Origin of the sequence: Pseudoruminococcus sp., assembly GCF_047012705.1 — a bacterium.
In the GTDB taxonomy this organism is placed as follows: Bacteria; Bacillota; Clostridia; order Oscillospirales; family Acutalibacteraceae; genus Pseudoruminococcus.
The window spans coordinates 116,090-140,674 of record NZ_JBKXNW010000001.1 but is presented as its reverse complement, the minus strand read 5'-3'; the positions used below and the strand labels follow the sequence as shown (position 1 = coordinate 140,674).

General features: G+C 37.1%; 21 protein-coding genes. 16 read left to right on the top strand and 5 right to left on the bottom strand.

Annotated elements, in window-relative coordinates; translation table 11 throughout:
• Positions 1-111 precede the first annotated feature (111 nt).
• The 3 genes from ACLU24_RS00640 to ACLU24_RS00630 all read left to right on the top strand — a co-directional run bounded on the left by ACLU24_RS00640 (position 112) and on the right by ACLU24_RS00630 (position 6,578).
• Entirely contained in the window at positions 112-1,416 is a 1,305-nt protein-coding gene (locus tag ACLU24_RS00640; protein WP_182428587.1) for an O-acetylhomoserine aminocarboxypropyltransferase/cysteine synthase family protein, read from the top strand.
• Between the two features lie 328 nt (positions 1,417-1,744).
• Positions 1,745-5,509 carry a phosphoribosylformylglycinamidine synthase gene (locus ACLU24_RS00635; RefSeq protein ID WP_412609412.1) on the top strand — a complete coding sequence of 1,255 codons (3,765 nt, stop codon included), beginning with the start codon at positions 1,745-1,747 and terminating at the stop codon, positions 5,507-5,509.
• A gap of 178 nt (positions 5,510-5,687) precedes the next feature.
• Positions 5,688-6,578: an AraC family transcriptional regulator gene (locus tag ACLU24_RS00630; protein WP_412609409.1), complete on the top strand. Its 891-nt coding sequence runs from the start codon at positions 5,688-5,690 to the stop codon at positions 6,576-6,578.
• 92 nt (positions 6,579-6,670) lie between these two features.
• Here ACLU24_RS00630 and ACLU24_RS00625 read toward each other — a convergent pair whose 3' ends face one another.
• Both ACLU24_RS00625 and ACLU24_RS00620 read right to left on the bottom strand, forming a co-directional pair.
• Positions 6,671-7,399 (bottom strand): MerR family transcriptional regulator, encoded by a 729-nt coding sequence (locus ACLU24_RS00625; protein WP_412609406.1) that lies wholly within the window; start codon positions 7,397-7,399, stop codon positions 6,671-6,673.
• 130 nt (positions 7,400-7,529) lie between these two features.
• A complete protein-coding gene (locus ACLU24_RS00620; protein ID WP_412609403.1) occupies positions 7,530-9,053 on the bottom strand; it encodes a YifB family Mg chelatase-like AAA ATPase in 1,524 nt (507 codons plus the stop codon).
• 270 nt (positions 9,054-9,323) lie between these two features.
• Here ACLU24_RS00620 and ACLU24_RS00615 point away from each other — a divergent pair, with 270 nt between their 5' ends.
• From ACLU24_RS00615 to purM, 4 genes are all read left to right on the top strand, one after another.
• Positions 9,324-9,908 carry a sigma-70 family RNA polymerase sigma factor gene (locus tag ACLU24_RS00615; RefSeq protein WP_412609401.1) on the top strand — a complete coding sequence of 195 codons (585 nt, stop codon included), beginning with the start codon at positions 9,324-9,326 and terminating at the stop codon, positions 9,906-9,908.
• 114 nt (positions 9,909-10,022) lie between these two features.
• A complete protein-coding gene (locus ACLU24_RS00610) occupies positions 10,023-10,298 on the top strand; it encodes a zinc-ribbon domain containing protein (RefSeq protein WP_022265296.1) in 276 nt (91 codons plus the stop codon).
• A 154-nt stretch (positions 10,299-10,452) separates the two neighbouring features.
• Positions 10,453-11,214: a YlmH family RNA-binding protein gene (locus ACLU24_RS00605; RefSeq protein WP_412609397.1), complete on the top strand. Its 762-nt coding sequence runs from the start codon at positions 10,453-10,455 to the stop codon at positions 11,212-11,214.
• 140 nt (positions 11,215-11,354) lie between these two features.
• A complete protein-coding gene (gene purM, locus ACLU24_RS00600; protein ID WP_412609394.1) occupies positions 11,355-12,599 on the top strand; it encodes a phosphoribosylformylglycinamidine cyclo-ligase in 1,245 nt (414 codons plus the stop codon).
• Between the two features lie 56 nt (positions 12,600-12,655).
• On the opposite strand, the gene ACLU24_RS00595 is transcribed toward purM, so the two are convergent.
• From ACLU24_RS00595 to ACLU24_RS00585, 3 genes are all read right to left on the bottom strand, one after another.
• Positions 12,656-13,507 (bottom strand): DUF2262 domain-containing protein, encoded by an 852-nt coding sequence (locus ACLU24_RS00595; protein WP_412609391.1) that lies wholly within the window; start codon positions 13,505-13,507, stop codon positions 12,656-12,658.
• 98 nt (positions 13,508-13,605) lie between these two features.
• On the bottom strand, positions 13,606-14,556 hold the full coding sequence (locus tag ACLU24_RS00590; RefSeq protein WP_412609389.1) for an ROK family protein: 951 nt from the start codon (positions 14,554-14,556) through the stop codon (positions 13,606-13,608).
• A gap of 164 nt (positions 14,557-14,720) precedes the next feature.
• The gene (locus tag ACLU24_RS00585) at positions 14,721-15,467 is read right to left on the bottom strand and encodes a M15 family metallopeptidase (protein ID WP_412609387.1); all 747 of its coding nucleotides are present in this window, start codon (positions 15,465-15,467) and stop codon (positions 14,721-14,723) included.
• A 350-nt stretch (positions 15,468-15,817) separates the two neighbouring features.
• Between ACLU24_RS00585 and aroA the strand changes: the two genes are divergently transcribed.
• The 9 genes from aroA (at position 15,818) to ACLU24_RS00540 (ending at position 24,576) form a co-directional block, all read left to right on the top strand.
• Positions 15,818-17,089: a 3-phosphoshikimate 1-carboxyvinyltransferase gene (gene aroA, locus ACLU24_RS00580; RefSeq protein ID WP_412609385.1), complete on the top strand. Its 1,272-nt coding sequence runs from the start codon at positions 15,818-15,820 to the stop codon at positions 17,087-17,089.
• On the top strand, positions 17,070-18,158 hold the full coding sequence (gene aroC, locus ACLU24_RS00575) for a chorismate synthase (protein ID WP_412609382.1): 1,089 nt from the start codon (positions 17,070-17,072) through the stop codon (positions 18,156-18,158). The genes aroA and aroC overlap by 20 nt, the downstream gene beginning before the upstream one ends.
• Positions 18,159-18,185: 27 nt before the next feature.
• Positions 18,186-19,322, top strand: a complete 1,137-nt coding sequence (gene pheA, locus ACLU24_RS00570; protein WP_412609379.1) for a prephenate dehydratase — start codon at positions 18,186-18,188, stop codon at positions 19,320-19,322.
• Between the two features lie 209 nt (positions 19,323-19,531).
• A complete protein-coding gene (locus ACLU24_RS00565) occupies positions 19,532-19,774 on the top strand; it encodes a helix-turn-helix domain-containing protein (RefSeq protein WP_412609377.1) in 243 nt (80 codons plus the stop codon).
• A gap of 24 nt (positions 19,775-19,798) precedes the next feature.
• A complete protein-coding gene (locus ACLU24_RS00560) occupies positions 19,799-20,746 on the top strand; it encodes a hypothetical protein (RefSeq protein ID WP_412609375.1) in 948 nt (315 codons plus the stop codon).
• A gap of 27 nt (positions 20,747-20,773) precedes the next feature.
• Positions 20,774-21,409 carry a zinc ribbon domain-containing protein gene (locus tag ACLU24_RS00555; RefSeq protein ID WP_412609373.1) on the top strand — a complete coding sequence of 212 codons (636 nt, stop codon included), beginning with the start codon at positions 20,774-20,776 and terminating at the stop codon, positions 21,407-21,409.
• Between the two features lie 149 nt (positions 21,410-21,558).
• The gene (locus ACLU24_RS00550; RefSeq protein WP_412609371.1) at positions 21,559-23,028 is read left to right on the top strand and encodes an L-aspartate oxidase; all 1,470 of its coding nucleotides are present in this window, start codon (positions 21,559-21,561) and stop codon (positions 23,026-23,028) included.
• Positions 23,015-23,851, top strand: a complete 837-nt coding sequence (gene nadC / locus ACLU24_RS00545) for a carboxylating nicotinate-nucleotide diphosphorylase (RefSeq protein ID WP_412609368.1) — start codon at positions 23,015-23,017, stop codon at positions 23,849-23,851. The genes ACLU24_RS00550 and nadC overlap by 14 nt, the downstream gene beginning before the upstream one ends.
• 152 nt (positions 23,852-24,003) lie before the next feature.
• Positions 24,004-24,576 carry a TetR/AcrR family transcriptional regulator gene (locus tag ACLU24_RS00540; RefSeq protein ID WP_412609366.1) on the top strand — a complete coding sequence of 191 codons (573 nt, stop codon included), beginning with the start codon at positions 24,004-24,006 and terminating at the stop codon, positions 24,574-24,576.
• The last annotated feature ends 9 nt before the right edge of the window (positions 24,577-24,585 follow it).

The window sequence follows — 24,585 nt, the reverse complement described above, 5'->3', positions numbered from 1 at the left end:
ACCCTATAAATCACGCACAGAACGAATGTGCTGTTGCTGATAGTAAAATCTGAACACAATAAATTTTGATTATAAATGAATTATACTGAATAAATGAAAGAGGTAATAATAATGAGCGAACTTAAAGAAAGAAATTTAAAATTTGAAACACTTCAACTTCATGTTGGTCAAGAACAAGCTGACCCTGTAACAGACGCAAGAGCAGTTCCGATATATGCTTCAACTTCATATGTTTTCCATAACTCACAGCATGCCGCAGATAGATTTGCGCTTAAAGACGCAGGTAATATTTATGGCAGACTTACAAACCCAACACAAGATGTTTTTGAGCAGAGAATTGCAGCTCTTGAGGGTGGCGTAGCAGCTCTTGCAGTAGCAAGCGGTGCAGCAGCCGTAACATATACAATCCAAAACCTCGCAGGTGCAGGCGATCACATTGTTGCCGCAAAAACAATCTATGGCGGTTCTTACAATCTTCTTGAGCATACACTTCCAACATATGGCATTAAGACAACTTTTGTAGACCCTGACGAAGAGGGTGCGTTTGAAAATGCTATTCAGGATAACACAAAGGCTATCTATATTGAATCCCTCGGCAATCCGAACTCTAACATCATAGACATAGAAAAGGTTGCGGCAATCGCACACGCACATAAGATTCCGCTTGTTGTCGATAGCACATTCGCAACACCATATCTTTTAAGACCTATCGAGCATGGTGCAGATATTGTTGTTCATTCAGCAACAAAGTTCATCGGTGGTCATGGTACAGCAATCGGCGGTGTTATCGTTGATAGTGGTAAGTTCGATTGGGAAGCAAGTGGAAAATTCCCATCACTTGTAGAGCCAAACCCAAGCTACCACGGTGTAAGTTTCACAAAGGCAGCTGGACCAGCAGCATTTGTTACAAAGATTCGTGCAATCTTGCTTCGTGATACTGGTGCAACAATTTCTCCTTTCCACGCATTTATCTTCCTTCAAGGTCTTGAAACACTCTCACTCCGTGTAGAGCGTCATGTTGAAAATGCGCTTAAGGTTGTAGATTTCCTCAAAAATCACCCACAGGTTGAAAGAGTTAATCACCCGTCACTCCCAGAGAGCGGTTATAAGGACCTTTACGATAAGTACTTCCCGAAGGGTGCTGGTTCTATCTTCACATTTGAGATTAAGGGTACATCTGAGGACGCACAAAAGTTCATTGATAATCTCAAGGTATTCTCACTTCTTGCAAATGTTGCCGATGTTAAATCTCTTGCAATCCACCCAGCAACAACAACACATTCACAGCTCAACGAAGAAGAGCTTGCAGAGCAGGGCATTAAGCCAAACACAATCAGACTGTCAATCGGTACAGAGCATATTGATGATATTATCTTTGACCTTGAAGAAGCATTTAAGGCAGTTGCAAATAAATAATTAAATCTTCCCCTTGGGAAAATTAAAAGTTTTGCTCAAGCTTTTTGTGTCGAGTTGCCGTTCCAAAGCTGAGTAATTGTTTGGTAAATCTCGTTCGTGGTATATTAAATAAACTTACGATTATTAAAAATTCCCCTGATAAATTTAAGCCATATTGATACAATTTCCCCTATACCTTCTAATAAATTTAAGTCCTTGCATCAAAATTCGATGCAAGGGCTTTTACTTTTGCATAAAGTTTAATTTTCCGCTTTACCTATTCGACAATGTGTGATAAAATAAACATAGTATGTCAAGATTTCATTATACTGAAAGGATTGGTAGTGAAATGTCAGAAGTAAAAAGAATTTTTGTTGAAAAAAGAAAGGGCTTCGATGTCGAAGCGGTAAACCTGCTCGCAGATTTAAAGCAAAATCTCGGTATTAAAAATGCAGAAGCAGTAAGAATTATTAACCGCTATGATATTTCAGGCCTTGACGGTGAAAGCTTTGAAAAAGCTAAGAATACTATTCTTAGCGAAACAAATGCTGATACTGTTTATGATGAAAAGATTTCTATCGGTGATGAATTTAAGGTATTTGCTATGGAATATCTTCCAGGTCAGTATGACCAAAGAGCCGATTCAGCTGCACAATGTGTTCAGCTTCTCACACAGGGCGAAAGACCACAGGTAGTTACAGCTAAAGTTATCGCAGTTTCAGGCAATATTTCAGACACTGATTTTGAAAAGATTAAGGATTATCTTATCAACCCAGTTGAATCCAGACTTGCTTCCTTTGAAAAGCCAGAAAGCCTTGATATGAAAGCAAATGTTCCAGATAATGTTGCAGTTATAAAGGGTTTCACAGTCTGGAATGATGAGGAAATGGAAAAGTATTATTCCTCTATGGGCTTTGCTATGACACTTTCAGACTTGAAGTTCTGTCGTGATTATTTCAGAGATGAAGAACATCGTGACCCAACAGTTACAGAACTTCGTGTTATCGACACATATTGGTCAGACCATTGCCGTCATACAACCTTCCTCACAAGACTTGAGAAGATTGAGATTGAAAAAGGTGCATTGTCTGAGGCTATCGAGAATGCTCTTAAAGAATACTATTCAGCTCGTGATGAAATTTATGGCAAGGATACAAAGAGAGATGTATCCCTTATGGATATGGCTATCATTGGTATGAAGCTTCTTCGTAAGCGTGGACTTATTCCTGACCTTGATGTCAGTGACGAAATCAACGCTTGCTCTATTGAAGTTCCAGTAACTATTGATGGCAAGACAGAAAAATGGCTCGTTCAGTTCAAGAATGAAACACATAACCACCCAACAGAAATTGAGCCTTTCGGTGGTGCGGCTACTTGTCTTGGTGGTGCTATCAGAGACCCACTTTCAGGCAGAGCATATGTTTATCAGGCTATGCGTGTTACAGGTTCAGGTGACCCGACACTTCCTTTTGAAAAGACAATGAAGGGTAAGCTTCCGTCAAGAAAAATTACAACAGGCGCAGCACAGGGTTATAGCTCATACGGTAACCAAATCGGACTTGCAACAGGTCAGGTTACAGAGCTTTACGATATGGGTTATGCAGCAAAAAGACTTGAAATAGGTGCAGTTATCGGTGCGTCACCAAAAGAAAATGTTGTTCGTGGCGTTCCAAGCGAGGGCGATATTATAGTTCTCCTCGGCGGTAGAACAGGTCGTGACGGATGCGGCGGTGCAACAGGTTCTTCTAAGGCACATACACTCGAATCAATCGAAACTTGTGGTGCTGAGGTTCAGAAGGGTAATCCTCCGACAGAACGCAAGATTCAAAGACTTTTCAGAAACGAAAAAGCTGCTAAGATGATTAAGCGTTGCAACGACTTCGGTGCAGGCGGCGTTTGTGTTGCTATCGGTGAGCTTGCAGACGGTCTTGACATTGACCTCGATAAGGTTCGCAAGAAGTATGACGGTCTTGACGGCACAGAGCTTGCAATCTCCGAATCTCAGGAGAGAATGGCTGTTGTACTTGATAAGAGCGATGTTGACGCATTTATCGCTCTTGCAGGCGAGGAAAACCTCGAAGCATATCCTGTTGCAATAGTTGCAAAGAATCCAAGACTTACAATGAAATGGCGTGGCGATGTTATCGTAAGTCTCAGCCGTGAATTTCTTAATACAAACGGTGTCACACAGGTAGCTACTTCATATATTACTGCTCCTGATGCTGATAATTGTTATAGAACTTCTGTTCCAAAGGCTCTTGAAGGACTTGACACCAAGACTGCATTCAAGAAGAACCTTTCTCGTCTTGAGTGCTGTTCACAGAGAGGACTTGTTGAACGCTTTGATGCAAGTATCGGTGCAGCAACAGTTATGATGCCATTCGGTGGTAAAACTCAGCTTACACCGGAAGATGCTATGGCTGCAAAGCTTCCACTTCTCAAGGGCGAAACTGATGACGCAACTGCAATGAGCTATGGTTATATTCCGGGAATTTCTCGTTGGAGTCCATTCCACGGCGCAGCTTATGCTGTTGCAGAATCTCTCTCAAAATTAGCTGCAATCGGTGCAGACCCACTCACTTCAAGACTTACTTTCCAAGAATATTTTGAAAGACTTCACGAAGTTCCTTCTCGTTGGGGCAAGCCTACGGCCGCTCTTCTCGGTGCATTGACAGCACAGATAAATATGGGTATTCCGTCAATCGGTGGTAAGGACAGTATGTCAGGTTCATTCGAGGATTTAGATGTACCGCCTACACTCGTAAGTTTTGCCGTAGCAATGACAAAGGCCTCTAAGACAATTTCCGCTGAATTCAAGAAGTCAGGCTCTAAGGTTGTTTATATCCCACTTCCAGAGGATAAGGCAACCGGACTTCCGGCTTGGGAAGAACTCAAAAAAGCATATAAGGCAATCTATGCACTTGCAAATGATGGCAAAATTCTTGCAGCATCTGTTGTCCGTGAGGGTGGTGCAGCTGCAACTGTCGCAAGAATGAGCTTTGGTAATAAGATAGGCTTTGAGTTCAAGAATGAGCTTACAGCAAAAGAACTTTTCGCTCCACTTTCAGGTTCATTCGTTATTGAGCTTGCAGACGGTGCAGAAATTTCCGATATTCTCTATTACGACTTAGGTACAACAGTTGACGCAGAAACAATCACAGTCAACGGTGAAACTCTCACTATTGATGAGCTTATCGAAGAATGGAACTTCAAGCTTGAGGGCGTATTCCCAACCAAATCATATTGCCCGGTAAATGAGCAGGAAATTCCACTTTATACAGAACGCAATACCTCATCACCTGTCATCAAGACAGCAAAACCAAAGGTATTTATCCCTGTATTCCCGGGAACAAACTGCGAAATTGATACAGCAAGAGCCTTTGAAAAGGCTGGTGCAGAACCTAAGCTTCTCATTGTAAAGAACCTTACTCCGGCAGCTATCGAGGAAACAATTTCTGAGATGGTTAAGCTCATTGATGATGCACAGATGGTTATGCTCCCAGGTGGTTTCTCAGGCGGTGACGAGCCGGACGGTTCAGGTAAGTTTATCGCAACAACTTTCAGAAACCCAAGAGTCAGTGAGGCAGTTGCAAGACTTCTCAATCAGCGTGACGGTCTTATGCTCGGTATCTGTAATGGTTTCCAGGCACTTATCAAGCTCGGACTTGTACCTTACGGCGAAATTCGTGAACTTAAAGCAGATGACCCAACACTTACATTTAACACAATCGGTCGTCATATTTCCCATATGGCATATACTCGTGTTACTTCCACAAAGTCACCATGGTTCTCATCTGTAAACGCAGGCGATGTATTCTCAGTGCCGATTTCTCATGGTGAAGGCAGATTCGTGGTTTCTGACGAAATGCTCCAGAAGCTTATTGCAAACGGACAGATTGCAACGCAGTATGTTGACCTTAACGGCAAGCAGGCTGACACAATCGAGTTCAACCCGAACGGCTCTGTTTGTGCTATTGAGGGTATTACAAGCCCAGACGGTCGTGTTCTTGGTAAGATGGGACACTCCGAAAGAAAGGGCGACAACCTTTATAAGAATGTACCATTCGAGAAAGACCAGAAGATTTTCGAGAGCGGCGTAAAATACTTCAAGTAATATTATAAAGCTGCGAAAATCTTGTTAGTTTTTTAAGACTTAAAGAGTAAGGTAATTAAGCAAAAACGGAAACAGCTCTTAATAGACTGTTTCCGTTTTTTAATCGTACACATCAAAGCAATAATTAACAGGATTTTTCTAAGAAAATCAGTTATAGTTATTATACGAGGTGAGAACAATGGAATGGACAGAGAGCCTGAGAAAATCAATAGCATTTATAGAAAATCACTTACTTGATGACATAACTGCAGAAGATGTTGCAAAAGAAGTGAATATTTCTTCGTTTTATCTGCAAAAAGGCTTTAAGACTATAACAAACTATTCAATCAGTGAATATATCAAAAATCGTAGATTATACTTAGCAGCGTTAGAGCTTATCTCCAAGCCGAATAAAGTAATAGACTTAGCCTATAAATATGGATATGAAACGCCAGAGAGTTTTTCAAAGGCATTCAGTCGCTTTCATGGAATTTCTCCCTCAAGGATAAAGGGCAATTCGAGAAACATAAAACCGTTTTTGCCCCTGAAAATAACTATTTCGATTCAAGGAGGAAATGATATGGATTACATTGTTGAGAAGATGAGTGGTTTTAAGGTTATCGGTTTTGAGAAGATTTTTTCTATGGAAACCTCATATCAAGAAATACCTAAATTTTGGGATGAAGCCAGAGAAAAATACATAGCAAGGCTTATGGTTAAAGGTAACCCACAAAATGCTATTGAAAAAGCAATTTTAGATAATCATATCGGTATGCTTGGGGTATCTGTTGATGATATGGGTAGTAACGGCGAATTTCGTTATCTTATCGCAGGAATATATAGCAGTGGAGAAATTCCAGAAGGCATGGTGACTTATGATTTACCTGATATGGAATGGGCAAAATTCCGTTGTGTGGGTTCTATGCCTGGAGCTTTGCAGTCTGTTAACACAAAGATCTTCAATGAATGGCTTCCAAATAACGGCGAGTATAAAATCGCTATGGGATGTAATATAGAATATTATTCCAAAGGAAACCCGAATTCTTCAGATTACGAAAGTGCTATTTGGATTCCTGTTAAGCGAGTTTGAATAATAAATAAAACTCCGAGATACTTTCAGTTTGCTGAGTATCTCGGAGTTTCTGCTTTTATATAAAAATTTTTGAGAATAATGACTTATTTTTATTTACCACAATATATGCAGATTGCTTTTGATACAAAAGTTGCTGTTCCTACTCCTCCGGCATTGTCTATGTTTATAGTGAATTCACTGTTTCCGGCATACATTTGTCCTAAATTAGATAGAATTTCATCAGAGCATTTATAAAAATGTTCAGAAATATAATCTTGTAGCTTTTGAACTTGGTTTTGCACCTTTGCCGAATCAGGCAGCATATTCTTTAAAGCTCCAAATTCTACAAAAATTTGCATGAAATTTTGGATTATTTCATTTTGTTTTTCTTTTGTTTGATTTTTAGATTTTTGTTGGAATTCAAAATATTCTTGCGAATTACCCCATTGCTCTTTTGCTCGTTTTGTATATTCGTCAATCTTACTTGTGTCAAATGCTGAAAAATTCATTGCTTTCACTCCTATAAATTGTATTCCACGGGCAAAGCTAATCAGATTTTCCAAACGCTCTTTCTTTAAGGTTAACAAAGTGATTTGTTGCTCGAGTGCTTTGTTTTTGTCAAAATCTTTCTTGGATATAATTTCTTTGATTTCCTTTAAAGAAAACTCAAATTCACGAAACAGTAGAATTTGTTGCAATTTTTCTAATGCTATATCGTCATATAGCCTATAACCAGATTCTGTATACTTTGTAGGTTTCAGTAATCCGATTTTATCATAATATTGCAGAGTGCGTATACTCACTCCAGTTAATTTACTTACTTCGTTTACGGTCATCATATAGCTTTTTACCTCCCGTGTAATTATAGAATAAACTATTACACAACGTAGGAGTCAATACTTTTTATGAAATTTTTTTGAAAATTATTTTATTATATTTTCATATAAATGAGTTGATTTATTTCATTTACTAATTCCAATATTTCTTATCAAGATTTCTGAATTGTATAGCCTCAAATATATGGTCACGCTTAATAACTTCACTGTTGTCCATATCTGCGATAGTTCTTGCAATCTTCAAAATTCTGTCATAGGCTCTTGCAGATAAGCCCATAGCATCAAACGAACGCTTCATAATAGCAGTTGCGGCATCATCAAGTGGACAAAATTCGTGTAGTTTATCCGTAGTAATTCTCGCATTACAAGTTATAGAAGTACCTTTAAAGCGTTCAAGCTGTAATTTTCGTTGATGATTAACCCTTGCACGAATTGTTGCAGAACTCTCGCTTTTTTCATTGGAGGAAAGTTCATCAAATTTAACAGGCTGAACCTCGATATGTATATCAAGTCTGTCAAGCAGAGGTCCTGAAACTCTTGAAAGATACTGATTTACAGCCTTTCTGCTACATATACATGGCTTAGTAGGGTGACCGAAATATCCGCAAGGACAAGGGTTCATTGCGGCAATAAGCATAACTGAGCTTGGATAGCTTATTGAACCGCTGACGCGAGAAATAGTAACCTTTCCGTCTTCAAGTGGTTGACGAAGGACTTCCATTGCAGTTCTGCTAAATTCAGGAAGTTCATCAAGAAAAAGTACGCCGTTATGTGCAAGAGAGATTTCACCAGGCCTTAGGATAGTTCCACCGCCGGAAAGTCCTGCAGGGGAAACTGTATGATGAGGAGAGCGGAAGGGCCTTTCTGTTATAAGTGATTGTCCGTTCGACATAGTCCCCGCAATGGAATGTATTTTGCTTGTTTCAATCATTTCATCAAAGGTCATATCAGGAAGTATAGACGGAACACGCTTTGCAAGCATGCTTTTTCCTGCGCCGGGACTTCCTATCATAAGGATATTGTGTCCGCCGGCGGCAGCAATTTCCAATGCTCTCTTAGCAAGAACCTGACCTTTAACATCAGAAAAATCATATGAGAAAGTAGCTTGTGCTGTGTCACGGGTTATTGTTTTATATGGTTGAGGTGAAGTTTGATTTCTCAGAACTGATATAAGTTCTGAAACTTTCTTAATAGGGAAGACATCTATTCCGTCAACAACAGCACCTTCTGCGGCATTGTCGAAAGGAATGAATATACGCTTAAAGCCAAGATTTTTTGCCTCAATAGCCATAGGCAATACGCCGTTTATAGGTCTAAGCTCGCCCGAAAGTGAAAGTTCACCTATAAAAACAGCATCATCAAAGGTATTAGTCAATGCCCCCATAGAAGTGAGAATAGAAACTAAAATCGGCAAATCATATAATGCACCGGCTTTTTTGATGTCTGCGGGGGCAAGATTTACGGTTATTCTTTGAGATGGAAAAGTAAATCCACTGTTTTTAATAGCGGAACGAACTCTGTCACGAGATTCTTTAACAGCGATTCCTGGCAAGCCAACAATTTCAAATCCAGGTAAGCCTCTCGAAATATCAGTTTCTACGCAGACAGCATAAGCTTCTATGCCGTAAATTCCCATACTATTTATTTTAACAACCACTGCAAATCTCCCCTAAGCATTATTATCTTTATTATACAACCATAATTTATTTATATCAATATTTTATTCAATTTAATTCAAGTAAACTTCAATGTTTTATTCAAAAGAAATATTTTGTGTGATATAATTGAAAGTAATTTCATATAAGAAAATAAATTATTTTTATACACAAAATTATAAGAAATTTTGCAAATTGTATAAAATGTGCATTGACTTATTCGTTCAAATAGTGTATTATTTATTAGTACGAGAGTGCAATGAGGTGAAATCATGTTCGAGAATCAGGCTTTTGGTAATTTTGACAGTCTTTCAGATGTAGAACTTGTGAAACTTGCCAAAAATTCTGACGAAGGTGCATTTCGTGAACTTGTTGTGAGATATTTATACCTTATCCGTTCCGTTGCTGCGGAATATAAAAAAAGTGGTTTAGAGCCTGACGATTTGATTCAAGAAGGTTTACTCGGACTTTTAAGTGCAGTTAATAGCTATGACGAAACAAAAGGTTCAGCATTTAAATCCTACGCGGGGGTATGCGTAAAGAACAAAATTGTTTCGGCTGTCCGAACCGCCCTGAGTGATAAGAATAAGATTTTGAATGATTCTGTTTTGCTTGATGATGAGACTGAACTTTCTGCCGATCATCTTTCAGAGCCTGAGTCTGTTGTAATATCTCAAGAGGCGGAGGAACGACTTTATACATCAATAGAGCAAAATCTTACTGAGCTTGAAAAAAAGGTTCTTTCTCTATATCTGCTCGGTTATTCATATGCAGAAATTTCTGCCGAAATTGGTATAAATGAAAAAGCTTGTGATAATGCTATGCAGCGAGTACGAAAAAAACTCAAAAAGCACTAATTCGTGTATTATATGCCCAAGTAGCTTAAAGTAGAGCGTTGTAAACTTTTCAAAGGCGGCGGTGCAAAACCGTCCTAGGGCAAAATTATAATTTACCAAAGCGAGGTTAATCAAATGTACGAAGACAAGACTCTCATCTGTAAGGAATGTGGCAAAGAATTTGTTTTCACAGCTGGCGAACAAGAATTTTATGCATCTAAGGGTTTCGTAAATGAACCACAAAGATGTAAGGCATGCCGTGACGCAAGAAAGAATGCATCTAAGCCAGAGCGTGAAATGTTCACAGCTATCTGTGCTTCTTGCGGCAAGGAAGCTAAGGTTCCATTCAAGCCTCGTGAAGACAGACCTGTATACTGCAGCGAGTGCTTTGCAAAGATGAGAGAAGAATAATACTTTTAAATAATTTTTAAGTTTATTCGCCCGGAAAAAATTCTCGGTGTCAGTCGTAGACTGGCACCGAGTTTTTGTTTCAAGTTTTTTATAGTCTTGAGTTTATAAAAAATTTAAGGTATGATTAGCTTATAATTTTATAGGGGATAAGCATATGAAAGATTTCACAGCTAAATATACAACCATTGATGAACAGAAAATTCTACTCAGAAAAATCAGCGACCTTATCGCAAGAAGTGAAAAAACTTACTCTGTTGAATATTCACATTTTCTGACACCTGCGGAACAAACTCTAATTTCCAAAGTAGAAGAATTTCGTGGATATATAGATTTTGTCGGCGGTTTTGATGATGCCGAACGAAGGCTTTGTCGTGTCAGGGATAACGAATATTGCAATGATGAGGGCTTGCCGATTAAGCTGTATTCAGTTATTTCCTCTAATGCGGAATTTACACATAGAGATATTCTTGGCTCGCTTATGGGGCTTGGAATAAAGCGTGAGATGATAGGCGATATAATTATAAATGAAGATAAAGCACAATTTTTCTGTCATAATTCCATTTCGGAATTTGTAGAATTTAATTTGAAAAAGGTTGGCAGATATAATGTTGAAATCCGAGAAAGCGAAAGCTATGAAGTACCTGTTTTGAAAACTCAGGATATAAGCATAAATGTAAGTTCTATGCGTTTGGATAGCATTTCGGCAGAGTGTTTCGGACTTTCAAGGACAAAATCTGCGGAATTTATCACAAAAGGAGCGGTGTCGCTTAATTGGCTTGTATGTATAGATACATCAAAAGAGGTTAAAGCAGGCGATAAAATTTCTATGCGTGGCAAGGGCAAAGCAGAAGTTGTCGGAATTTCAGGCAAAAGCCGTAAAGGCAGACTTTTCGTAGATGTAAAAAAATATATTTAATTTATATACCTTTTATTTTAAGATTTATATTGAACTCAACTTATGGTTGAGTTCGGTTCATAATCTCAATTATTTGGTTATTGTTTTGATAGTTAGAATTTAATATAATAAATTCAACTTAACAAAACGGAGGGTATATAATGCTTGATAATCAAAAAATAGCTCGATTTATAGCTGAAAGGCGTAAGGCAATAGGGATAACTCAAGCAGAAGCGGCACAAAGACTTAATGTCACATTTCAGACTGTTTCAAAATGGGAAAACGGTTCGTTGCCATGTGCTGAAATGCTGGTTGAGCTTGCACAGCTTTTGAATGTCAGTGTTGACGAAATACTTATGGGGCAAAAAAGAAATAGCGAAAATTTCTCTTACAGCAAGGCTGGCGTTGATGTGTCCTATACGGATTCTATAAAAAGAGAAATGGCGAGCTTCCTTGAAACTGATAATAGGCGTGTATTGAATAAACTGGGAGCATTTGCTTCTTTATATGATATATCATTTGCAGATATTTCAAACCCTGTTTTGGTGCTGAAATCAGAAGAACCTGGTTCAAAGCAAAAATTAGCTATGGAATACGGCTATAGTGAATCTATATGTCATGATATGATTAACCATTTAGTGAATGATATTGCAGTTATGGGAGCAAAGCCATTAGCTGTGCTTGATACTATCGTTTGTGGAAATGCCGAAAAAGAAACTATAAAGTCTTTTGTTAAAGGCATAGCCGAAGCCTGTGAAGAAAATGAATGTGCATTGGTTGGCGGTGAAACATCTATTCAGCCACAAGTTGTTGATAAGGGTGTTTATATTCTTACATCAAGTATAGCAGGCATTGTTGATAAAAACAAAGTAATAGATGGAACAACAATTTCTGAGGGAGATTCTGTTTTAGCTATTGCTTCAAATGGACTTCATACAAATGGCTATTCACTTGTGCGTATGCTTATGGATAAAATGCCTCAAATTAAGCTTGATAAAATAAATGGTAAAACTTTTATTGAAAATATTATGACACCACATACAGCATATTATAAAGCAATTAAGGAAATTTTTGGATTTAAGGGTTTAAAGGGTATGGCACATATTACAGGAGGCGGTATAGAGGGAAATCTTTGTAGAATTATACAAAATGGTTTATCTGCAAAGATTGATTTATCCAAGATAAATCCTATTCCAATATTTTCATATATAAAATCAGTAGGAAATATTGAAGATAAAGAGATGCTTTCAACATTTAATTGTGGGGTTGGTTTTAATATAGTTGTATCACAGGCAGACAAAAATAATATTATTGAAATTATCTCAAAATATTACAACTGCTATGAAATTGGAGAAATAGTCAAAGCAGATAAGAAAATCATATTTGAAAATAAAATTTTATGGTAACAGAAAAAACGTATGAGAAAATAAAGCTCATACGGTTTTATATACTTAATATCAAATTATCCTGCTATATCAGCACTGTCATAGTTACCATTTTCATCTATAATTATTTGAATAGTATGACCCCAGAACATATCTCCATCATCATAAAATAATGTTATACTGCCATCTGGTGATATACACAATTCAGACATTTTAATGTTATCTATAAACATTTCTTTTGTGATTTTATCTGGCTTGTCTTCATCTTCGTTATCTTCAAGCCAATCATTTGCCAAATCAAGTAATTCTTTTGCAGCAAACTCACGATTTTTTTGGTCAAAGCCTTGTTTATCCTTTGCATATTTAAGTAAAGTAGTCATAGCTGAATTTGCTGTTTCATCACAGTTTTCATCTACTTCCAAATATATAAGTATATCTGCACCATTCCAGTCTACATTATTACATTCAAACCAAGAAAAATATCTGTTAAGAGTAAAAGTACCCATATCATTTTCAAGAATTACAGGCTTTAAATAATATTCTTTTAATTCTTGCAAATCCTTATTCAAAACATCTTTTTCAAGTAATTTTACTAACATAAATCTGTTATTCCATGTTTCTGATTGATATTTGTCCAGTTCAATAGGAATACTTTTTCTAACAAGAACCTTATATATCCCATATTTTTCAAAATCATATCCATAGCCATTTCTAGATTTTTCGTCTTTAATAAGCCATGTTAAACAACCTTCAGATTTTATTAGTTTTCCTGTTTTACAATCTATACTGGCAACAAAATGTACAGATGGATTAAGATATTTATTGTCTAACATTATAGCACCTTTACATTCTTCGTTTGTGAGTATCAATAATTCAAATTCTTCTTCATAAAATTCTTTTTCAAACTGTTCTTTTACTTTATCTGACATCTCAATTCCTCCTGAAAATTTTATAATAACTAAAAAATAACCACAAAGCTTTCAGTTAAAATTTCTGAGCTTTGTGGCTATTTCTGATAAGTCGAATTTTAGTCTAAGAAAGCTGCACCGATAATGCCAGCGTCATTGCCGAGAGTTGCAGCACAAAGTTTTGTTTGCTTTTTGTTGTGTTTTGTATAGCGTTCTTTTTCAACGATTGCACGAAGTGGAGCAAGGAGAGTTTCGCCCTCTCTGCTGATACCGCCACCGATGCAAAGAACATCAGGTTGGAATACATTGATAACATTAGTAATACCGCAAGCAAGATAGCTGATATACTTATCAACAACGCTCTTGCCGTATTCGTCACCTTCACGCATAGCGTTGAAAGCAGTAATTCCGTTTACCTTGTTAATATCTCCGCCGGCAAGACGAAGCATACAAGCACCCTTTTCGCTATCTGCGAGAATAGCTTCTTTTGTCATCTTGATAAGACCTGAAGCAGAAGCATAAGCTTCCCAACAACCGTGTCTGCCACAACCGCACTTCCAGCCATTATATACAATAACAGTATGTCCAAGCTCTGCACCTGCGAAGTTTGAACCGCTGTAAATCTTGCCGTCAATGATAATTCCGCCGCCTACACCTGTTCCGAGTGTGATAGCAACAGCGTTTTTAGAGCCTTTTGCCGCACCGGCAAGATATTCGCCGAGAGCTGCAGCATTTGCGTCATTTTCAATTTTGACCTTAGTTCCAAGTCGTTCTTCCATCATCTTTACGATAGGCCAGTTATGGAAACCGAGGTTAGCAGCATATTCAATCATACCTGTTTCGCCGTTAACAGCACCGGGAACACCAATACCCACGAAAGAAATATCGTCAGTTGTAAGTTTAGCGGCTGCAAGAGCCTTTTTTGCTACAAGAGCCATATCGTCACAGATTTCTTCCTCTGGTCGTGGAACATTTGTCTTACAGCTTTCCTTTGCGATAATTTTGTAGTTTTTGTCAACTACACCAGCGACAATGTTAGTTCCGCCGAGGTCGATTCCAAGATAATACATCACTAATTCACTCCGATTCTAATGTTTGACATATATACATATGTGTCTAAGCTTTATTATAACATATAGCATAAACTTATAAAAGAGAAAGTTTACAATATTTTATTTTTAGGAGAATATCACAAAAAATTCAGCTTATAAATGTTTATTTCGCACAGCGAAATTTATCTGCTGTTGACATAATCGACATATTCGTCTAAGGTCATACCAAGTATGAGTATTTTCTTAGCATTTTCTATTCCGACATATCTGAAAAGCGAATTGTCAGCCTTAACCTTTGTTTCCTCCTCGCCGGATTTTGTATATCGTTGGATAAAGCCATATTTGTAAGCGTTTGCTTCAAGCCAAGCATAATTATCATTTGTTGAAAGAGTTATAGAAAGTCCTGTTTGTCTGTCGCAATGATTGCCCTTAGGGATAGATTTTTCTGCTTCCGTTTCAGCCTTAACCTGAGAATAATCCTTTTCTTGCATAAGACGCTCTACTTCTGCTTTAAATAGTTTATCCTGTTCATTTTTAGAAACATATCCACCGGTAACTTTAATAGTAACTCCGTCCTCTTTCGCAGAACTGATAAGTGCGGAGAGAGGTTCTTCAAGCGTAGAATCATATTGTATGCCATTATAATTTTCAAGATTTGGTTTATAATCATCAGAAAGCGGAGAATAAACCGAAGCAAGCGTCAGAAGCTTTTCTTCATCTTCAGAATTGTATAATACAACACTTTGAGTATCATATGAATTATCAATAGGATTTTCAGGGTTTTGCTTTATTTGAGTAAATATAATAAGCGCTATAAGCAAAAGCAAAATAATGATAGCGAATGGAATCAAGAATAGATAAATGGTAAGTCCGCTTGTATCATAACTTCGTTCCATAGTTTCACGAGCGGGAAGAATTTTATTTTTCAAGATAAATCACCTCAAAATCACTCTATTCTTATAATAACACATTAAGTCCAAAACTCCAACAGATGATATTATTAAATAATATTGATAGCATTAAAATTAAAGATATTTTTGTGGTATATGTTCAGTTAATATTGCAATATAAAATTTTCTCTAAAATAATAAGGGTTTAATATACCTACTATGTTAGTGAAAACTGTCTTTTTTAGATTTTAGAAAAGGCATTTTTTGTGTTAGTTAAAAACCTTACTCTTAACATACATACTATACTCAAAGTGTTCGTAAAAGTTTATGGACATTTTTAGTCGTTTTATGCTATAATTATATTAATTATTGTTTTAGGGTGAGGAAATATGAGTAATGTTGTATTAGAACCAAAAATGCTCTCAGGATTGGTGACCGTTCCACCGTCAAAAAGTGCCGCCCATAGAGCCGTTATCTGTGCGGCATTGGCTCAAGGAGTAAGCGTAATGGAGCCGGTCGAGCTTTCAAACGATATTCGTGCCACAATAGACTGCGTAAAGGAGCTCGGCGCAGCAGTTTCACTCATCGGTAAAAGACTTACCATTGATGGAAAAATGATGTTTACAAATACCGAAGTAACCCTTGATTGTGGAGAATCAGGTTCTACACTAAGATTTATGATTCCGGTTGTAGGAGCAGGAAATGTAAATGCAAAATTTATAGGTCACGGCAGATTGCCCGAAAGACCTATCGGAATTTACCTTGATTGCTTGCCAAAGGCGGGCGTAAATTGTGTAACAGAGGGCGGGTTGCCGCTTTCGATAAATGGACAACTCAAGCCCGGAATATTTGAAGTTCCAGGAAATGTCAGTTCGCAATTTATCACAGGCTTACTTCTTGCATTACCGCTTTTAAAGGCTGATAGTGAGATTGTAATTACTTCCGCTCTCGAATCCAAAAGTTATATTGATATGACGCTTTCCGCTATGGATAGATTTGGTGTAACGGCAATAGAGACTAAAAACGGCTATAAAATTTATGGTAATCAAAGTTACAAGCCGCAGCATTTGAATATAGAGGGCGATTGGTCGCAGGCAGCGTTTTTCCTTGCGGCTGGTGCTTTGGGCGGAAATATTTTTATTGAGAATCTTGATACTGAATCATATCAAGGAGATAAAGCTATATATGAATTGCTCCGTCAATTTGGTGCGGATATAACAATAAACGGACAAGTTCTCAGCTGTAATCACAATAAACTTCATGGAATAGAAATTGATGCAGAAAATATTCCTGATTTAGTTCCGATTCTTGCAGTTGTAGCGTCACTTGCAGAGGGGACAACCACTATTACGGGTGCGGCAAGACTTCGCATAAAAGAAAGCGACAGACTTCACGCAATCACAGAGGGTTTAAATAAACTCGGCGCAGATATAACAGAACTGCCGGACGGTTTGAAGATAAACGGTGTAAAATCGCTTCATGGCGGAGCAGTTCAGGGCTATAATGACCATAGAATAGTTATGGCACTTTCCGTTGCGGCAACAAGAGCTACAGAACCAGTTATCATCACAGACGCAGAAAGTATCAATAAATCATATCCGAGCTTCTTTGAGGACTATAATAATCTTGGAGGTAACGCTAATGTCATCAACATGGGGTAAAAATATAGAAATTTCAATTTTCGGAGAAAGTCATGGCAATGGCATAGGCGTTGTAATAAACGGACTTCCGGCGGGTGAAAAGATTGATATGGATAAGCTTTTAGTACAAATGGCAAGGAGAGCACCGGGCAACGATAAAGCCGCTACTCCGAGAAAAGAAAGCGATTTGCCGGAAATTCTTTCAGGTATGCTCAACGATACAACAACAGGCGCTCCACTTTGTGCTGTAATCCACAATACAAACACACGCTCTCAAGATTACGGAAATCTTATGACCTCGCCAAGACCATCTCACGCAGACTATACAGGACATATTCGTTACGGCGGTTTTAATGATGTCAGAGGCGGAGGACATTTTTCAGGAAGGTTAACAGCGCCGCTTGTATTTGCAGGAGCAGTCGCAAGACAGATTCTCGAAAAGCGTGGAATTAAAATTGCCGCTCATATAGCAAGCGTCGGAACGGTTGAAGATAAGCTTTTCAACCCAGTAGATATATCAGACGAACTTTTAGAAAGACTTTCAACAGAAAAATTCTGTCTTATAGATGAAAGTGCAGAAACACATATGCGTGAACTTATTGAGGATTGCCGTATGTCACAGGATAGCATTGGCGGCGTTGTAGAATGTGCTATAAAAGGCGTACATGTTGGGATAGGTTCTCCTATGTTCGACGGCGTTGAAAATGTTATTGCGTCTATGATTTTTGGTGTTCCGGCAGTTAAGGGAATAGAGTTCGGTTCAGGTTTTGAGGGGTCTAAGCATAGAGGAAGTGAAAATAACGACCCGTTTGTTTATGACGGAGATACCATAAAGACCGAAACCAACAATCATGGTGGTATTCTTGGCGGAATTACTTCGGGTATGCCTATTATTTTCAGAGCGGCTATTAAACCGACAGCCTCTATATCTCAGAAGCAGAACACAGTAAATCTCGAAACTCACGAAAATACAGAGCTTGAGATAAAAGGCAGACACGACCCTTGCATAGTAGTTCGTGCCGTACCGGTTATAGAAAATGCGGCAGCGATTGCAATACTTGACCTTATGATGGATAAGTATACCATATGAATGAAAAATAAAAAGGAAGATTACGGAATGGATTTAAAGGATATAAGAGCAGAAATTGACGAGATAGATAGTCAACTTGTTGAGTTATTGATTCGCAGAATGAACTGTTCAGAAGATGTTGCAAGATATAAGGCAGAAAACAATATGCCAATCTTCAATAATGAGAGAGAACAGCAAATTATAGATAAGGTTACTGCAAATTCAGGCAGATATGCCGATTGTACAAGGATTCTTTTCCAAAATATAATGGAGATAAGCCGAGGCTTACAGCATGATATAATAGGTTCAGGAAAAGAACTAAGAAAGCTTTTTGATTTATCGGATAACAAGGTCAGAATCAATGAAACCCACGAAAAAGTAGCTTGCTTTGGAAATGCAGGCTCAAATACGCACATAGCCTTGATGAAGCTTTTCCCTGAAAGCAAGCCTGTTTTTTATGGAAAGTTCAGCAGTGTATTTGAGGCATTAGAAAATAAAGAGGCGGATTATGGTATTATTCCGATAGAAAATTCCTCCGCTGGTTCAGTTATAGATGTATATGACCTTATGTTGCAATACCGTTATTACATAGTAAGTGCAGTCGATTTAAAGATAAATCATTGCATAGCAGGAGTTGAGGGAGCGGAACTTTCTGATGTAAAGGAAGTATATTCAAAAGACCAAGCTTTAGCACAATGCTCCAAGTTTATAGATGAGCATAAACTTTCAGCTATGCTTTATGCAAGTACATCAGCCGCCGCAAAAATGGTTGCCGAAAAAGGCGATAAGAGCCTTTCAGCAGTTTGTTCAGCATATGCCGCTAAGGAATATGGCTTAAAAGTATTTGCAGAGGGCATACAAAATGATGAAAATAACTGCACACGCTTTATAATAATATCCAAGAATCCTATAATTTCCGATGATGCAGATAGAATAAGCCTTTGTTTCTCTGTTTCTCATGTCAAAGGTTCACTTTGCAGTGTGCTTTCACGCTTTTCCTCTCATGGCTTAAATCTTACTAAGATAGAATCTCGTCCTATGGTAGGAAAAAGCTTTGAATATCTTTTCTATCTTGATTTCACAGGAAACGCACAGAGCGAGCATATTAAAAATCTTCTCTGTTCGCTTTCAGAAGAACTTCCGGAATTTTCGTTCTTAGGCAACTATAAAGAGCTTCGCTTCTAAAAAATATTAAATCTAAAAATGACCGTCCACAGCTTTTAAATAAACTGTGGACGGTTTTTCTATTTAATCAATTAAATTTATTTAAAATATCGTTTCTGCATTATTTTTATATAATTTCTTACTAAATTCAGCATAAAATAAGCACTTTCCCTAAAATATCCCAAAACGGGATATTTACATTATACTACCAGAGTATAATTATATTAGGGGTGGTAAAAATTTTTAGATTAAAAGAATTGCGAAAAACAAAGAAAATATCTCAAGTAAAGTTAGCAATGGATTTAAACATGAGTCAAAATAATATTAGTAGATATGAAACAGAAGTACGCCAAGCTGATTATAAAACGTTAATTGCTTTTGGCGATTATTTTAATGTTTCAGTAGATTTTTTACTTGGCAGAACTGATAACCCCGAATTAAATTGTAAGTTTTTGATTGATACAAAAAAATAAATCTATTTTAGGAGTGATTAAATTATGAAAAAATTGAAAATTTTAGTTTCTCTGGCTTTAGCTGTTACATCTGTGGCATCATTAGCAGCTTGTCAGAAAAATGAAGAAGTTTTATCAGAAAACTATGATTTTGATGAAAGTTCTGATTCATATGAATCTTCTGTCGTACTTTCGTCTGAAACAAAATCTGAAATATCAGAACTTTCTAAATCATCAGAAAAAGTTTTAGACCCATTTGAAAAACTTAAAATTACATATACTGGAACTTCACCATATATAGTTGTATCTACTGATAACTCATCGTGCGATAGTATTATAAAAGAAAATTTTAATTATCAGATTGAGGATAAAAAATATAAAAATGGTGATAGTTTTGAAGTTACGGCTGTATATGATTCGTATAGTATAGAAACATTAGGATATTCAGTGTTAAATAATAAGAAAAGTTACACAATCAAAGATTGTCCCGAATTTATAACTAATATAGATGGTTTAGATTTATCTGAAATGCAATCAGAAATAAACGACAAATTAACTGTTGTAACTGCAGCGAAGGAGGGAGATAATTTTTTTGCGGGATTTCCTCTTGATTGGACTTCTGGATATAAATTTAATTCATATGAAAATAAAGGCTTGAAATCTGCTTATTTAATATCTTTAAAAAGTGATTTTGAAGATAAATACAGCAATGATGCGTATAACAAACTTATGTTAGTGTATGATTATAACGTAACAAGTAAGAGGAACGAAGATGATGTAAGAAAAGAAAAAAGGTATGTTATGATAATCGTAAATAACATAAGCTTAGATTGTGACAGTACTGTTAATTGGGATGTAAATATAGATTATAAAAGTTCAGACAATTATGATGGTTTGATTATTGATGAAGTTACATCTCAAAAAGAGTATTACAATGTAACAGAATTAAGTACTGCGAAAGATACTTGGGGTGTGCCCAAAATATCAAATTGAATTTAAAGAAGAAAGGTATTGTTAATTATGGAAAATATAATTGAAAAATTAAATCTTTCTATTGAATTGATAAATAAGAGAAAAACTTTACAGGAAAAAGTAAATGAGCTTTCACAGTATAATGATTATTTGAATACTCCACAAGTGGATTTTAAAATATATAAAGCAAATAATAAAATTACGTCTGCTTCTGTATTTAGAGTTATAAGCAATGTTATGGCTGTCATAGGTGTTATAATGATAATTTCATACTATGCGTCACTGGCAGGAATTTTTTGGTTAGTTATTGCTGCTATTTTGGGTACTGTTGCAACTACTATTAAAAAAAGTAAATATCAAAAATACATACAGCAAGATAATCAATACCGCAGTATGTGTCAAGCTAAATTTGGAGAATATCAAAAAGCAGTAGAAGAATTAAACTCACTTGAAATATATATGAGTAATGCACAGGTTTGTGTTATACCAAAAGATTATTGGGATAATGCGTTAGAAATCTCAGGATATATACGCAACGGAATTGCAAAAACTGTCGAAGAAGCTATTAGACTTTTACCTCCGAAGATAAAAGAAACAAATAATATTATATTCTGCCAAAATTGCGGAACACAAAATACTGCAACATCAGCTTTTTGTGTTAAATGCGGTCAAAAATTGACTTAATTTCGCCTAAAATAAAAAGTGTCGTTCAGTCGGCACTTTTTTTATTTTTCCTATTTAATTTTGATGTGATTTATGATACAATAAAATAAGTCTAAGGTTTTTTAGAATAATAAAATTTTAGAAATGTAAAATAAAAAGAGGTACTGATTATGAAGCGGGAATATGATGTTATTATTGTTGGAGCAGGTGCTGCCGGACTTTACGGAGCATTGCAGTTTCCTGAGAATGTAAGTGTTTTGCTTATTTCCAAAAGAGAACTTCCACTTTCCAATTCCTCATTGGCACAGGGCGGTGTTGCGGCTGTTCTTGATAAGAGCCATGATAATTTTAAACTACATATAGCTGATACGCTTATTGCAGGTAAGTATAAAAATAATTTAGCTGCAATCGAGGTACTTGTTTCCGAAGGTCCTCAAGATGTTCTAAAGCTTAAAGAGATGGGCGTTGCATTCGACCTTGACGAATCAGGTAAAATGATGATGACACTTGAGGCGGGACATTCAAGACATAGAATAGTTCACCATAAAGATTCAACGGGCAGAGCTATTGTCGATGCACTTATCGAAAAGGTTAAGGAACATAAGAATGTTGATATTCTTGAGAATACACTTCTTTATTCTCTCGAAAAGGCAGATAATGGATTCTTTGCAGGTTTAATTCTCGATAACGGAGAACAGGCTTTTGTTGGTGCAAAATACTGCATTATGGCATCTGGCGGTATCGGCAGAGTTTATCAGTATACTACAAACTCGGCTATCGCAACGGGTGACGGTATTACTCTTGCACATATGCTTGGTGCAAGAATTAAACACCTTAGTTGGATTCAGTTCCACCCAACGGCTTTTGCCGCAGAAGCGGATAGAGAGCGTTTCCTTATAAGCGAGGCTGTTCGTGGTGAAGGAGCAGTTTTGCTCAACTGCGATGGCGAAAGATTTGCCTTTAATTATGATGAGCGTGGAGAGCTTGCTCCAAGAGATGTTGTTTCAAATGCAATCATTCTTGAATCACGCAAAAAGGGCAATGAGAATTTCTATCTTGATATTACACATAAAGACCCAGAATTCGTAAAAAATCGTTTCCCAATGATTTATGAGCGTTGCCTTGAAGAAGGTATTGATATTACAAAGGATAGAATACCGGTATTCCCATGCCAGCATTACCTTATGGGCGGAATAGATGTTGACCTTAATGCAAGAACTACTGTCGATAGACTTTATGCCGCAGGAGAATGCTCACACACAGGCGTTCATGGTGCAAACCGCCTTGCGAGTAACTCTTTGCTTGAGGCATTGGTATTCTCACGCCGTGCCGCACAGGATATTACAGAAAAGCTCAAAAATGATAAGGGAGTTTCTGTTGGTGAACTTCCACCTAAGGAATCTCTTGAGGGTAATGAACTTCCACATGGACTTAGAACCGAAATCAGAAAGATTATGCAGACAGCTCATTTCGTAATTCCGGACCCAAGTGCTGTTCCGGCAGGTTTAAAGCGAGCAAAGGAAATCAGAGATTTACTCCTTAATGGGCACTACAAAATCGACCACAATTTTGTTGAAGCAAGGAGTCTTGCTTCTGTTGCTTGCATAATTCTTGAGGAGGTTAGCAATGATTCTGAATAAAATTTATGTTGATAATTTAATTAAAACAGCTCTTTTAGAGGATATCAATTATTGTGATGTTACAACAGATTACCTCATTCCTGCCGAGCAGATGGGCAAGGGTAGACTTGTTGCAAAGGCAGAGGGCATACTTTGTGGTGCAGAGGTTGCCGCAAGAGTTTTTGAACTTATAGATAGTGATATTAAAATCGAAATTCTCATCAAAGACGGTGAGAGCGTAAAATATGGCGATGAGATTATGCGTCTTGAGGGCAGAACAGCTTCACTTTTAAAGGGCGAGAGAACTGCACTCAACCTTATTCAGCATATGAGCGGTATTGCTACGGCAGCTAATCAAGCGATGAAAATTGTTGAGGGTACTAATGCAAGTATCGCTGATACAAGAAAGACGCTTCCTGGTATGCGTCCTCTTCAGAAGTATGCTGTTATGACAGGCGGTGCAAAAAATCACCGTTATAATCTTTCTGATGCAGCTATGCTCAAGGATAATCATATTGATGCAGCAGGCGGAATCACAGCAGCAGTTACTGCTTTGAGAAAGAAAATCGGTCATATGACAAAGATTGAGGTTGAAACAAGAAACCTCGACGAACTCAAAGAGGCTCTTGCAGTTAGAGCAGATATAATTATGCTCGATAATATGAGTCCTGAACTTATGAAAGAAGCTGTTGCAATTACTAACGGCCGAGCAGTGCTTGAGGCTTCAGGCGGTATCACTAATGAAACTTTGAGAGCTGTTGCTGAAAGTGGTGTTGATATTATTTCAATAGGAGCATTAACACACTCAGTAAAAGCTTTTGATATTTCTATGTATATAAAATAATCAAAGATAAAGAGAATCCGAAAGGGTTCTCTTTTTTATGTCTTTATTTTGGAAAAATTATTGACAAGATAGATGTGCAGTGCTATAATTTCGTTAAATAAAAATTCAATGAATAAAAATTCAATAAAATAACTTTTCGTAGGAGCTTATTTATGAATAAACGAGAAGAGCAAAAGGAAGAACGAAGAAATAAAATACTCGAGGTTAGCTTAGATTTATTCGTCGAAAAAGGCTTTGCAGGAACTAAGATAAGTGACATTTCTGCGGCGGCAAATATGAGTGCGGGGCTTTTCTTTCATTACTTTGAGTCTAAGGAGCAGGTTTATAAAGAACTTGTAGAGATGGGGCTTGGTGGAACTCAAAATTCTATGCAAATTCAGTTTGATGACCCGATTGATTTTTTTGAATGTGTTACTGATTGGATTTTTTCATCAATAAATTTGAATAGAAATGTTGCAAAGATGTTTGTGCTTATGGCTAATGCACAGATAGACAAAGGAACACCTGAACATATTCGTGAAATTGCATTAAAGGTTAATAACATCTCCGAATCTGTCAAGCTGATTGAAGAAGGTCAGAAATCGGGTTCAATTCGACAAGGAAATCCTATAGAGCTTTCAATAGCTTTTTGGTGTGCAATACAAGGAATTGCAACATTTGCGGCAATAAATCCTGATGCACCTTGTCCAAAGGCTGAATGGATAGTTGATATTTTAAGAGCATAAATAAATTTA

Bases quoted from the DNA above. Each gene is read 5' to 3' on its own strand.
- ACLU24_RS00640 (WP_182428587.1), top strand. From the start codon at position 112: ATGAGCGAACTTAAAGAAAGAAATTTAAAATTTGAAACACTTCAACTT.
- ACLU24_RS00635 (WP_412609412.1), top strand. From the start codon at position 1,745: ATGTCAGAAGTAAAAAGAATTTTTGTTGAAAAAAGAAAGGGCTTCGAT.
- ACLU24_RS00630 (WP_412609409.1), top strand. From the start codon at position 5,688: ATGGAATGGACAGAGAGCCTGAGAAAATCAATAGCATTTATAGAAAAT.
- ACLU24_RS00625 (WP_412609406.1), bottom strand. From the start codon at position 7,399: ATGATGACCGTAAACGAAGTAAGTAAATTAACTGGAGTGAGTATACGC.
- ACLU24_RS00615 (WP_412609401.1), top strand. From the start codon at position 9,324: ATGTTCGAGAATCAGGCTTTTGGTAATTTTGACAGTCTTTCAGATGTA.
- ACLU24_RS00610 (WP_022265296.1), top strand. From the start codon at position 10,023: ATGTACGAAGACAAGACTCTCATCTGTAAGGAATGTGGCAAAGAATTT.
- ACLU24_RS00605 (WP_412609397.1), top strand. From the start codon at position 10,453: ATGAAAGATTTCACAGCTAAATATACAACCATTGATGAACAGAAAATT.
- purM (WP_412609394.1), top strand. From the start codon at position 11,355: ATGCTTGATAATCAAAAAATAGCTCGATTTATAGCTGAAAGGCGTAAG.
- ACLU24_RS00595 (WP_412609391.1), bottom strand. From the start codon at position 13,507: ATGTCAGATAAAGTAAAAGAACAGTTTGAAAAAGAATTTTATGAAGAA.
- ACLU24_RS00590 (WP_412609389.1), bottom strand. From the start codon at position 14,556: ATGTATTATCTTGGAATCGACCTCGGCGGAACTAACATTGTCGCTGGT.
- aroA (WP_412609385.1), top strand. From the start codon at position 15,818: ATGAGTAATGTTGTATTAGAACCAAAAATGCTCTCAGGATTGGTGACC.
- aroC (WP_412609382.1), top strand. From the start codon at position 17,070: ATGTCATCAACATGGGGTAAAAATATAGAAATTTCAATTTTCGGAGAA.
- pheA (WP_412609379.1), top strand. From the start codon at position 18,186: ATGGATTTAAAGGATATAAGAGCAGAAATTGACGAGATAGATAGTCAA.
- ACLU24_RS00560 (WP_412609375.1), top strand. From the start codon at position 19,799: ATGAAAAAATTGAAAATTTTAGTTTCTCTGGCTTTAGCTGTTACATCT.
- ACLU24_RS00555 (WP_412609373.1), top strand. From the start codon at position 20,774: ATGGAAAATATAATTGAAAAATTAAATCTTTCTATTGAATTGATAAAT.
- ACLU24_RS00550 (WP_412609371.1), top strand. From the start codon at position 21,559: ATGAAGCGGGAATATGATGTTATTATTGTTGGAGCAGGTGCTGCCGGA.
- nadC (WP_412609368.1), top strand. From the start codon at position 23,015: ATGATTCTGAATAAAATTTATGTTGATAATTTAATTAAAACAGCTCTT.
- ACLU24_RS00540 (WP_412609366.1), top strand. From the start codon at position 24,004: ATGAATAAACGAGAAGAGCAAAAGGAAGAACGAAGAAATAAAATACTC.